The sequence below is a fragment of the Acidovorax sp. GW460-11-11-14-LB4 genome (assembly GCF_059423685.1).
On sequence record NZ_JBWKYJ010000026.1, the window covers coordinates 1 to 12073 of the forward strand.

The 12073-nt window shown below is 64.3% G+C and carries 8 protein-coding genes, 1 tRNA gene and 1 riboswitch; of the genes, 6 read left to right on the forward strand and 3 right to left on the reverse strand.

Annotated elements, in window-relative coordinates; translation table 11 throughout:
- A partial coding sequence (locus tag AC07X4_RS11590; RefSeq protein WP_494740146.1) for an NAD(P)H-hydrate dehydratase occupies positions 1 to 785 on the forward strand: 785 nt, incomplete at its 5' end.
- Positions 786 to 788: 3 nt separating this feature from the next.
- Here the strand turns inward: AC07X4_RS11590 and AC07X4_RS11595 are convergent.
- A complete protein-coding gene (locus AC07X4_RS11595) occupies positions 789 to 1529 on the reverse strand; it encodes a helix-turn-helix domain-containing protein (protein WP_436078504.1) in 741 nt (246 codons plus the stop codon).
- Between the two features lie 122 nt (positions 1530 to 1651).
- On the opposite strand from AC07X4_RS11595, the gene AC07X4_RS11600 reads away from it, so the two are divergent.
- Positions 1652 to 2662 carry an alpha/beta fold hydrolase gene (locus AC07X4_RS11600; protein ID WP_494740147.1) on the forward strand — a complete coding sequence of 337 codons (1011 nt, stop codon included), beginning with the start codon at positions 1652 to 1654 and terminating at the stop codon, positions 2660 to 2662.
- Between the two features lie 93 nt (positions 2663 to 2755).
- Here the strand turns inward: AC07X4_RS11600 and rnr are convergent, their stop codons facing one another.
- A complete protein-coding gene (gene rnr, locus AC07X4_RS11605) occupies positions 2756 to 5089 on the reverse strand; it encodes a ribonuclease R (protein ID WP_494740148.1) in 2334 nt (777 codons plus the stop codon).
- A gap of 19 nt (positions 5090 to 5108) precedes the next feature.
- Between rnr and AC07X4_RS11610 the strand changes: the two genes are divergently transcribed.
- Positions 5109 to 5193 (forward strand) — tRNA-Leu (locus tag AC07X4_RS11610).
- Positions 5194 to 5343: 150 nt separating this feature from the next.
- Here AC07X4_RS11610 and AC07X4_RS11615 read toward each other — a convergent pair.
- Positions 5344 to 8124, reverse strand: a complete 2781-nt coding sequence (locus tag AC07X4_RS11615; RefSeq protein WP_494740149.1) for a DUF349 domain-containing protein — start codon at positions 8122 to 8124, stop codon at positions 5344 to 5346.
- A 951-nt stretch (positions 8125 to 9075) separates the two neighbouring features.
- Between AC07X4_RS11615 and AC07X4_RS11620 the strand changes: the two genes are divergently transcribed.
- The 3 genes from AC07X4_RS11620 (at position 9076) to nrdR (ending at position 11913) form a co-directional block, all read left to right on the forward strand.
- Positions 9076 to 9921: a lytic transglycosylase domain-containing protein gene (locus AC07X4_RS11620; RefSeq protein WP_056743637.1), complete on the forward strand. Its 846-nt coding sequence runs from the start codon at positions 9076 to 9078 to the stop codon at positions 9919 to 9921.
- A gap of 84 nt (positions 9922 to 10005) precedes the next feature.
- Positions 10006 to 10159, forward strand: a riboswitch (ZMP/ZTP riboswitch).
- A gap of 35 nt (positions 10160 to 10194) precedes the next feature.
- Positions 10195 to 11439 carry a serine hydroxymethyltransferase gene (gene glyA / locus AC07X4_RS11625; RefSeq protein ID WP_056067170.1) on the forward strand — a complete coding sequence of 415 codons (1245 nt, stop codon included), beginning with the start codon at positions 10195 to 10197 and terminating at the stop codon, positions 11437 to 11439.
- A gap of 24 nt (positions 11440 to 11463) precedes the next feature.
- The gene (nrdR, locus tag AC07X4_RS11630; protein WP_015013541.1) at positions 11464 to 11913 is read left to right on the forward strand and encodes a transcriptional regulator NrdR; all 450 of its coding nucleotides are present in this window, start codon (positions 11464 to 11466) and stop codon (positions 11911 to 11913) included.
- Positions 11914 to 12073: the final 160 nt, after the last annotated feature.

The following is a 12073-nucleotide window of genomic DNA, read 5'->3' on the forward strand; positions in this document are numbered from 1 at the left end:
CCCTCCGCACCCATGCCAGCCACAAGGGCAGCTATGGCGACGTGGCCGTGGTGGGTGGCGAAGGTTTGGCGACACGCGGTATGGGCATGGCGGGCGCCGCCCTGCTCGCGGCATCGGCGGCCCTGCACAGCGGCGCGGGCCGGGTGCTGGTGGCCCTGCTGGACGATGGGCATCTGCAACTGGACATGCAGCAGCCCGAGTTGATGTTCCGCCGCTTTGACGCCCTCGCGCTCGAACAGCTCACCGTGGTATGCGGCTGTGGTGGCGGGCAGGCCATCACACGCGTGCTGCCCGAGGTCATCACCCGCGCGGCCCGACTGGTGCTGGATGCCGACGCGCTCAACACCATCGCCACCCAGGCCGCACTGCACGCGCTGGTGGTGGCACGCGGACAGCATGGACAACCCACGGTGCTCACACCGCACCCGCTGGAGGCTGCGCGCCTGCTGGGCCTGACCACAGCCGAGGTCCAGGCCCACCGGCTGGATGCCGCGCAGCAACTGGCCAACCAGTTCAACTGCGTGGCCGTGCTCAAGGGCTCGGGCACCGTGATCGCTGCACCCGACCGCGTCCCGGCCATCAACCCCACGGGCAATGCGCGGCTGGCCACGGCGGGTACGGGCGATGTGCTGGCAGGCATGGTGGGCGCCCACCTCGCCGCCGGTGCCAGCGCCTTGCGCGCGGCGAGTGAAGCGGTGTACCAGCATGGCCAGGCGGCTGATGATTGGCCAGCGCGCCAGGCGCTGACGGCCAGCGCGCTGGCGCGGCGCGTGGGCGGAAGCTGAGCCTCAGGCCAGCAAGGTCACCTTCTTGAGCGGCTTGAGCACGCTCGACGGTGTCATGCCAAAGGTCTGCCGGAACATGCGGCTGAAGTGGGCCGAATCAGAAAACTCGCCATGTAGCGCCGCGTCGGTCAGGCGCGGACTGACCGCCAGCCCCGCCATCGCCAACCGCACCTGGGACCAGACCCGATAGGTGCGCAAGCTCACGCCCATCTCGGCGCGAAACAGGTGGTTGAAACGCGATGCTGAAAGCTGGACGCCCGAGGCCAGGTCACCCCGTGCCACCCGCCCCGCCTGCGGATGGCGCAGCACATGCAGGCTGCGGACGACGCGTGGGTCGAGCGGCGCCACCTCGCTATCGAGCGGGCAACGCAGCAAGGCGGGCAGGTCGAAGTGATGCAGATAACCCTCCATGGCACTGCGCGCGCCCACCGGGACTGCGACGTCCACCACCACACCCCCCTCTTGCCCGAACAGCCCCCGCAGGCCGCGCGCCTGCGCCGAATCTGGCTCCAGGTACACCAGCGCCACCACTTCACCACAGGGGTCAAACAGGTGCTCCACCCCGGCATCGACCAACGCGCTGTGGCAGGTCTCCACACGCCCTGGCCCCCAGTGCACCGCAAACCGGCCCGAGAGCCCCATCAACAGCACCGGCGACGCATGGCAGTGCCAGCCCGTGGCTGGGATCTCCCCGACGTAGAGCGCGCGGTCAGTGCCCAGGGTCAGTGTGTTGCGTGTCGGCATAGCCCAAACCTACAAGTTTTTTTACCGAAATCTCCGTAGCCTTGCTTCTCCTGCCAGGGGGCCCGCCGGTGTGCAAGCAGGGCCCCTGACGTGTACGCAGCCATATCCCTGGAGAACGCTTCTTGAAACGCATCGCTATTTCTGTTGCAACGGCATTGATACTGGGCACAGCCGGCCTCTACTACGGGGCCCCTTCACTGTTCAAAGAGCCCCTGCTCAGGGCCAATCGCCATCTGTCTGGCCTGGAAGAAAAAACCACCAACGCGGCGATGCACACCATCCACTACCTGGACAACAGCACGCCCCCAAACCCCGCGCTGGCCGTCGACAGTGGAGCAGATGCTGGAACGCCCATTGTTCTGCTGCACGGCATTTTTGCGGAGAAGGACCATTGGGTCGATTTTGCGCGCCCCCTCACCGGCCAGTACCGGGTGATTGCCCCAGATATCGCGGGCTTTGGCGAAAGCACGCGGCGCGATGACCAAGCCTACGACTATGCCGCCCAAGCGACGCGCCTCGCCGCGTTTCTGGACGCACTCGGCTTGGCGCAAGTGCATCTGGCTGGCAACTCGATGGGTGGCACGATCGCAGCGCTCTTTGCCCTGCGGTACCCCGAGCGCGTAGCCAGCGTGGCCTTCATCGGCGCGCCCCACGGCATACGCTCGCCCCAGCCCAGCACCATGGACCGCCTCATCGACGCCGGGCACCGCCCGCTGGTGGCCCACGATGCCACCGCCTTCAAAGCAATGATGGAGTTAGTGTTTGAAAAGCGCCCCTTCCTGCCCTACCCCATCCTGCATGCCTCCGAGCAGGACGCGCTGCGCAACGCTGCATCCAACACCCGCCTGTGGGACGCGCAGCTGAAAGACCGCTATCTGCTGGAACAACACCTGGCCCGCCTGCAGCAGCACCCCACCCTGGTCCTGTGGGGCGACAGCGACCGCGTGTTCGACCGAAGCGGCCTTCAGACGATGCAGAAGCTGCTTCCGCAGGCACACATCGCCGCGCTGCCCGGCATTGGGCACCTGCCCATGATGGAAGCCCCCGCCGACACGGCGCAACGGTATGCGCGCTTTCTGGAGCAATCGAGCGCCCCTCAAGCCGCCAATCATGCACACTTCAATAAAAAATAGCCGCAAGCGCATGTTTTATATGCGCTTACAGCTATCAATTAAATAGCAATGATGAGACGAGCTGGAGGGTCTTGGTCCAGCAGCTCGACGACCTCAGCCGCGGCGTGGCTTGCGCGCTTTGCCTTTGCTGGACTTACCCGCCACCGCCTTCTTGACCGAGGCTTTGAGCGACTGGATCGGCGAACGCGCGGCCCGCTCGCGGGTCAGACCTGCCTGCTCGGTGGCAGATGGACCTGCGGCCTTGTCGGCCTTGCGTCCGCCGGACCGACCACCCGCCTTGCGGGCGCCACCACCAGCCCCCTCGGTGCCCACACCCTTGTCCTTGAGCGCGCGGCCCAGCAGCTCCACGCCTTCGCGCACCAGGCGGAAGTCGATCTTGCGCCCGTCCAGATCCACACGGCTTACCTGCACCCGCACCCGCGCGCCGATGGCGTAGCGGATACCGGTGCGCTCGCCGCGCAGCTCCTGGCGCGCCTCGTCGAACTTGAAGTATTCGCCGCCCAATTCGGTGATGTGCACCAGCCCCTCGACGTACATCGCGTCCAGCGTCACGAAGATGCCGAAGCTCGTCGCAGCACTGACCACGCCACTGTATTCCTCGCCCAGGTGCTCGCGCATGTACTTGCACTTGAGCCAGGCTTCCACATCGCGGCTGGCCTCGTCGGCGCGGCGCTCGTTGGCACTGCAGTGCAGACCGGCTGCCTCCCAGGCCTGGGTGTCGCGGCTGGGCGGTTTCACATCCTTGCGTGGCTTGGTGCCAGGTGCGGCCACGCGGGCCGCCAGCCGTTTGGCCAGCTTGGCATGGGCTTCGCCGGGTGTGGGCAAGGACGGCAGCGCGTACTTCGTCTTGCTCAGGATGGCCTTGATGACCCGATGCACCAGCAAGTCGGGATACCGACGAATGGGGCTGGTGAAATGGGTGTAGGCATCGAACGCCAGGCCGAAGTGGCCGCTGTTGATGGGCGTGTAGATGGCCTGCTGCATGGAGCGCAGCAGCATGGTGTGGATCTGTTGTGCGTCGGGCCGATCCTTGGTCGCCGTAGCAATTGCCTGGAAGTCGCCCGGCTTGGGGTCGTCGCCAATCGTCATGCCCACGGCCATGGCCTTGAGGTAGTTGCGCAGGATCTCCTGCTTCTCGGGCGTGGGGCCTTCGTGCACGCGGAACAGGCCCGGCTGGCCACCCTGTGCAATGAAGTCGGCGCTGCACACGTTGGCGGCCAGCATGGCCTCCTCGATGAGCTTGTGCGCGTCGTTGCGGGTGCGCGGCACGATCTTTTCGATGCGGCCGTTTTCGTCACACACAATTTGCGTCTCGGTGGTCTCGAAGTCCACGGCGCCGCGCGCCTGGCGCGCGATGAGCAGCGCACGGTACACGTCATGCAGGTTGAGCAGGTCCTTGACGCGGTCCTTGCGCTTGCTGGCTTCCGGGCCGCGCGTGTTGGCCAGGATGGCTGCGACCTCGGTGTACGTGAAGCGCGCGTGGCTGAACATCACGGCCGGGTAGAACTGGTACGCGTGCACCTCGCCCTTGGCGGTGACCAGCATGTCGCAGACCATGCACAGGCGCTCCACCTCGGGGTTGAGCGAGCAGAGCCCGTTGCTGAGCTTCTCGGGCAGCATGGGGATCACGCGGCGCGGAAAGTACACGCTGGTGGCACGGTCGTAGGCATCAATGTCGATGGCGCTGCCCGTTTCCACATAGTGGCTCACGTCGGCAATCGCCACCAGCAGACGCCAGCCCTTGCTGCGGCCGACCTTGGCGGGCTCGCAGTACACGGCATCGTCGAAGTCGCGCGCGTCTTCGCCGTCGATGGTGACCAATGGCACGTCGGTCAGGTCCACGCGGCGTTTCTTGTCCTGCGCGCGCACCTTGTCGGGCAGCTCCTTGGCCTGGGCGAGGCACTCGGCAGAGAACTCGTGTGGCACGCCGTACTTGCGCACCGCGATCTCAATCTCCATGCCAGGGTCGTCCACTTCACCGAGCACTTCGGTGATGCGCCCCACAGGCTGGCCGAACAGGGCTGGAGGTTCTGTCAGCTCAACCACCACGACCTGCCCGGGCTTCGCGGCGCCCGTGGCGCCCTTGGGGATCAGTACATCCTGGCCATAGCGCTTGTCTTCGGGAGCCACGAGCCACACACCGCTTTCCTGCAGCAGTCGGCCGATGATGGGCTGGGGTGGACGCTCGATGATTTCCACAACGCGGCCTTCGGGACGGCCACGGCGGTCCTGGCGCACGATGCGCACGCGCACACGGTCCTTGTGCAGGACTGCGCGCATTTCGTTCGGGGGAATATAGATGTCGCCTTCGCCATCGTCGCGGATGACGAAACCGTGTCCATCACGGTGCCCTTGCACGCTGCCTTCGATCTCTTGCGACAAATGTGTGGCTGGCTGCGTGCCGGGGGTGGATTTTTTGTTATACAATCTTAGTCTTTCCTGAAATGCCCAGGTGGCGGAATTGGTAGACGCACTAGTTTCAGGTACTAGCGAGTAACATCGTGGAGGTTCGAGTCCTCTCCTGGGCACCAAACATATAAAAAGCCGTTGCATCCGCAACGGCTTTTTTGTTTTCAAACCATCAAAGCAAAGAAAAAAACGAGACCGCCAGCGGTCTCGTTTTTCGTTCTGTCTGCTGCCCTGAGGGTACACGCGCCGCGGCGCGCGCCCCAGCCCTTCAACTACTTGCGCAGCAGCGTCTTGAGCACGTTCTGCAAACGGCGTGCGTTCGCCGCATCGCTATTGCTCGCCAGCACGCGCGCCACATCCTGACCCCAGGTCTGGGTGGGCGCAGGGTCGTTGCGGCGCGTCAGCAACTGCAGTTGCAACATCCGCCGCGCAGCAATGTGCTCGGCAGGCGTTGGGGCCTCGGCCGCCATTTCAAGGCGCAGCAGCGCTTCTGCCGCATCGCCCTTGGGCGCAGCCGACAATGCCTGTGTCCAGGCACTGCGCACCGATGCCGTCACACCCGAACCCAGATCTTGCGTGCCGGGAACCAGCGCAGCATCGCGCTTTTCCCATGCGGTCAACAGCTGGGTCAAGGCTTCGCCGTGGGCCTGTGCAGCCAACTTCTTCAGAGCCAGCTGTGCGTGCTCCATCGCCTCGCGCTGAGCACGGAATGCCGTGTCCCCCAAGCGAGGGCCACGGTCCTCGAAGGCTGGACGATCACCAAAACGGCCTCCACGGTCAGCGCGATCGCCCATGCGGCCATCACTGCGTGGGCCGCGGGCACCGTCACGGTCGCCAGGACGACCATCGCGGCGGTCTCCGGGTCGCGCACCACGGCCGGGGGCCACCGGAGCGTCTTTCTTCATGCCAGGGCGGTCATCCCCACGCACCGCCACGACAGGTCGTGCAGCAGGCTTGGGGGCTGCAGGTGCCGGCACAGGCGCGGCTGCAGCGGTGTCACCACCTTCCGCAGCCTCGACAGAGGTCTCTGATGCAATTTCAGTAGCAGCTGGAGCAGCCGGAGCAGCATTTGCCTGCGCTTCAGCATGCGACTGGGCATCCTTGTTGGCCGTGGCGACCGCTTCAGCCGCCTGGGCCTGGCCGCGCAATGCAGCCTCCAGCGCCTGCATCGCGGCACGGATCTGCTGCGCATCACCCGTGGCGTTGGCAGCCTCCAGGGCCTTAGAGGCGTCCAGAACGACGCGGTCCCGCGCACTCAGTTCGGTGACAGCACGGTCACGATCCGCCGACTTGCGGTTGAACGCTTCATCAATAGGCTTTCGGAAAGCGTCCCACAGCTTTTGCTCGTGCTTGCGGTCTAGCGGCACGGTCTGTGCCTCAGCCTGCCAGCGCTGTTGCAACGCCTTGACGGCATCGATGCGCAAAGTGGGTGCCGCGCCCAAGGCTGTAGCCTCGTCGATCATCGCGTGGCGACGCGCCAGACTTTCCTTCTGTGCAGCCTCCAGGGGGGCCGCGGCCAGGGCAATGGCCTGTTTCCACAGGGGCTGCAGCTCTGCAAAAATCTTCTCGCCCACATGCCCGCCTTCGCGCCAGCGGTCGCCGAACTGATACAGCGAGCGGTTGATGGCCTTCCAGTCGCCCGACGCAGCGTGTTCTTGCGCCCAGGCCTTGACCTCCTCGATCAGCGCCAGGCGCTGAGCCTTGTGCTCGGCCGCTTCAGTGCGGATCTTGTCCAACCAGGCCTCGACCACCTTGTGCGCCGCGTTGCAGGCTTCATCAAATTTCTTCCACAGGGCGTGGTTAGGCGCACCACCCTGGTCTGCCTGCTTCCACTGGTCTCGCAGATTGCGCAGGGTCTCCTGCATCTTGCGGCCACCCAGGGCCTGGCCCTCGGGGCGGTTGAGCAGCGCTTCGGCCTTGGCCACCAGGTCTTCACGCACCTGGTCGGCACTCCAGCGTTGCCAGCCTTCCAGCTCACCGGCAGCCACCAGCGCCGTGTGCACCTGCTGCTCCAGGGCATTGTCAATGTGTTTGCCATGCACCTTGAGCACGGCGCGCAGCGCAGCCGCTGCGCCAGCGCTGGCCTTGCCATGGCCTTCAGCGGTTTCTTTTTCGAGCGTCGCCAGCGCATCGCGCACCAGTTGGTGCGCCTTTTCGATCACCTCTGGCGCCACCTTGGGTTTGGCGACGCGGGCTGGCTTGCTGGCCGCTGCTGAAGCAGCCGCAGCGGTGGCGGCCTCCGTGGGCAGGCCACGGGCAGCGCGCAATTCGTCCGCCCACACAGGCACGGGAGGCAGGGGCGCGGAGACATCTTCTGCCGCTGCAGCCGCCTGGGCGACTGCGGGCTGAAAAGCCTCCCACACCACCAGCAACTGGGTGCGAGAGGCATCCAGCAAAGGGGGGAACCGCGCTTCGACGCTCGCCCAGCTCGCATCGCCCGTGAGCTCCTGGGCCTGCTCCTGCCAGCGCGCGACATCGGCGCGCAGCAGCTCCAGCGCAGCATGGGCATCACGCCAGGGTTTGGTGGAAAGCACTTCAATGCGCTGCGCCAGCAGCACAGCGGCCTCGCGCTGCACCTGCACGCGGTGCTGCAGGTCTTCAATGACCTTCACACGGTCCGCCAGTTGCACCTTGAGCAGCGACAGCGGCTCGCGCGACAGAGGCGCACCCGCCTTGGCGGCATCCCGCTGCCAGGCCAGGGCATCTGCAATATTGAGCTTGGGGGCCGCCAGCAGCGCCTGGGCCTTGTCCGCCCATTCAGCCGCAATAGCCTCTTGCCCCTTGGCACGACGGATTTCGTCCAGCCGTTCGCGCACGGCGCGGGCTGCGCCCTTGTCACGTCCGCTCAACTCCTTGAACACCTCCTGCAGCTGCTCAGGCGCTGGCTGCGTGGCCAGCCAGTCACGGATGCGGGAAGCGCGCTCACCCGATGTAGCGGCAGAAAAAGCGCCGCCGGTCAGCGCATCGAGCGGGTGCGGCTCGTGGGTTTTGGCCGGGGCCGGATTCACTTCAGGTGCGTCGGACATTTTGCTGCGGGAAAAAAATGGAAACATGGATCCAATGGATTACGAAGGCATCCCTGGCGCAGGGCCTGGGGCCGTGCCCGAGCGACCGCACCATGCGCACGCCAGGACAACAAAAGGGCTATTTTCACCGGATTGGGCCAGCAAGCCGTGGCGGGGAGCATCGTCCACACCAGCCAGGTGATCTGGCACAAGGCTTTGCGAGGCAGGCCGCCCCGCCGATGGACCTCTGCGAGAACGCCGCGCGACACTCCGGGCGAAGGGTCGCCGCTCTAGGGAACAGCCCCCATTATCTATATATAAGACAGCGCCGCCCACCCACAAGGCGAAGCACCAATAAGAAAGCCCGACGAGCAGTGCCTGAAGGGCCTGCCCGCCGGGCTTGACGGCTGACACAACGGTCTTTGCCATCGGTCGCGATGCGGAGAGAAAGGTCCGCATGGCGAGGAGGCAAGGTATTGCCTCCAGGGGTTGCCATGGAAGCGGCATCTGCTGCACCTTGGCACTGAATGCCCTCGGAGGGAGACTTCGCTTCGTCTGGCGATGCCTGAAATCTACAGGCGCCTCCACCTTATCAAACTCACTCGGCCAACTCAAATCGGATTCTCAATGGCGGAGAAAAGCCCGATTGAATTTGACATGGTGATGTCAGCCACCACCGGCCCACCCACAGCGCCGAACAACCCCTCACCCCACAAAAACTGTGATTTTTCACATGTTTTTCATAATTTTTATGTCTTAAAAATATTTTTGTTAGTATTGACTATGCATTTAGTGAGCTTCTAGAATCCGCCAGCCCCAAAAACAGGGCTAGTACAAACCCCAATCGCTGCCGAACCCGGCTAAGTCAATCCAGGGCGCCAAGCACTCCACAGACGTGCAGCCCGGACTTGATGGCGTACCAATCCAGGCGATCTGCCAGCAAAGCACAGTCCACTGCGACTACTCCGCTCCACTGGCCCGCCTCAGAAAGGAAGAGCTATGACAGCGTCAGGAAAAATAGTCTCCGGCGTGCGAACCTTCGCGGCCGACGTGACCGAAGGTTTTCTTGAAATCACCCACAACAGCTTCGCCCTTATCGGCTTGGCCGTTGCCTTTGTCGTCATTGCCCTCACTGCACGGCCCGATCTGCGCCAGGCTGGTGAAGAGCAACTGATGAACTGGCTGCAAGCCCGTCAGGTTGAAATGCTGGGCATGCCCATCGAACCGGAAGCCAGCGAGCGCGCTACGGCGGTGAACCCCAAGGATCTGCCCAAAGAGCAGGCAGCCGTGGCCTTCTGGCTCAGCAAAAAGTACCGCGTGGCGCCTGAGCCCCTGAGCGCTCTGGTGGCCGAGGCCTACGAGATTGGCACCCGCGCCAAGATCGACCCCACCCTGATCCTGGCCATCATGGCCATCGAGTCGAGCTTCAACCCGTTTGCCGAAAGCGCCGTGGGCGCACAGGGACTCATGCAGGTGATGACCCGCGTGCACACTGACAAGTACCAGAACTTCGGCGGTCACTTTGCAGCCTTTGACCCGGTGAGCAACCTGCGGGTCGGTGTGAAGGTGCTGCAGGAATGCATCGCTCGCGCTGGCTCGCTCGAAGGCGGCCTGCGCTTTTATGTGGGTGCAGGCAACATGGCCGATGACGGAGGCTATGCCGCCAAGGTGATGGCGGAACATTTGCGCCTGCGCCAGGTGGCCGGCGGTCGCGCAGTGCCTTTCAATCCTCCACCCTCCTTGTCTACCCAGGCTCCCGTACAGAGCATCCCCGCAGCGGTACCCCGCACCACAGCCCCTGCAGCAGCTAGCGACAAGGTGGCTTTGCTGACACCTGGCCTGTAACCCTGCAGGCTCCCGGCACCCAGGCAACAACCCTGGCGCCCAGCGGTTCGGACGGTGCAGCACTGGCGCCGTGTCGGCTACACTAACGGGGTACGCGACTGGCGATAGGCGCAACATCCAGCCACTGGATGTTGCCGCTGACGTGGAAACCAGCAAGAACCTACTTCTTGTGAACCACTGGGAAGCGTGCCGCAGGGGCCCTGCCCCATGCGTTCAGCCGTTCGCCTGGGCAGCCCTTGTTTCAAGGGACACAAGTTCATAGGACTGCCAATCATGTACGACCGCAAAATTCTTGTCGAACAAACCGACCCCGAGCTGTTTGCCGCCATCCAGGCCGAAAACGCCCGCCAAGAACACCACATCGAGCTGATCGCCAGCGAGAACTACGCCTCCCCCGCCGTGATGTGGGCACAAGGCACCCAGCTCACCAACAAATACGCAGAAGGCTACCCTGGCAAGCGCTACTACGGTGGCTGCGAGCACGTGGACGTGGCCGAGCAGCTGGCCATCGACCGGGTCAAGCAGCTGTTCGGCGCAGAAGCCGCCAACGTGCAGCCTCACTGCGGCGCATCGGCCAACGAGGCCGTGTTCCTGGCCTTCTTGAAGCCCGGCGACACCATCATGGGCATGAGTCTGGCCGAAGGCGGCCACCTGACACATGGCATGCCGCTGAACATGTCTGGCAAGTGGTTCAACGTGGTGTCCTATGGCTTGGATGCCAACGAAGCCATCGACTACGAAGCGATGGAGAAAAAGGCGCACGAGACCAAGCCCAAACTGATCATCGCCGGTGCCTCGGCCTACAGCCTGCACATCGACTTTGCACGTTTTGCCAAGGTGGCCAAGGACGTGGGCGCGATCTTCATGGTGGACATGGCCCACTATGCCGGCCTGATTGCCGCCGGTGTGTACCCCAACCCCGTGCCCCACGCCGACGTGGTCACATCCACTACGCACAAGAGCCTGCGCGGCCCGCGTGGCGGCATCATCCTGATGAAGGCACAGCACGAGAAGGCCATCAACAGCGCCATCTTCCCCGGCCTGCAAGGCGGCCCGCTGATGCACGTGATCGCTGCAAAGGCCGTAGCCTTCAAGGAAGCGCTGCAGCCCGAGTTCAAGGCCTACCAGGAGCAAGTGGCCAAGAACGCCAAGGTCGTGGCTGAGACGCTGACCGCACGCGGCCTGCGCATCGTGTCCGGCGGCACGCAAAGCCACGTGATGCTGGTGGACCTGCGCGCCAAGGGCATTACCGGCAAGGAAGCCGAGGCCGTGTTGGGCGCCGCCCACATGACCATCAACAAGAACGCGATCCCCAACGACCCTGAAAAGCCGATGGTGACCAGCGGCGTGCGCATTGGCACCCCCGCCATGACCACGCGTGGCTTCAAGGAAGAAGAAGCCCGCATCACGGCCAACCTGATTGCCGACGTGCTGGACAACCCCCGCGATGAAGCCAACATCGCCGCCGTGCGTGCCAAGGTCAACGCCCTGACCGCTCGTTTCCCGGTCTACCGTTAAGCAACAAGCCGGTCCTCAGCGCCCATGAAGTGCCCCTTCTGCAGCCACCTCGAAACGCAAGTTGTTGAAACGCGGGTGTCTGAGGATGGGGTCTTCATCCGCCGCCGCCGCCAGTGCGGCGCGTGCGACAAGCGCTTCACCACCTACGAGCGGCCGGAAGTGAACTTCCCGGCCATCGTCAAAAAAGACGGTCGGCGCATTGAATACGACCGCAGCAAGCTGCTGGGCTCTTTCAATCTGGCGTTGCGCAAGCGCCCGGTCAGCACCGACCAGATCGACAGCGCCATCGAGCGCATCGAAGAAAAGCTGCTCAACCTGGGCCAGCGCGAGGTGATCTCCAGCCGCATTGGCGAGCTGGTGATGCGCGAGCTCAAGAAGCTCGACAAGGTGGCTTACATCCGCTTTGCCAGTGTGTACCGCAGCTTTGAAGACATCGACGACTTTCGCGCCATGGTGGACGAGGTGCGCAAGTAGCCACGCCCCCCAGGGTGGCCGTCACGCGGATGACCGCCCCTTCGCATCCCCCGCCCCTGCTACCTCGTCGGGCTAATGCAAAGCGGGGCACCGTTGGCATACATTGCGCACTCCCAGGTTCTGCCATGGCCCCTGCGCATGTCGCGCAAGCTACTCTGCA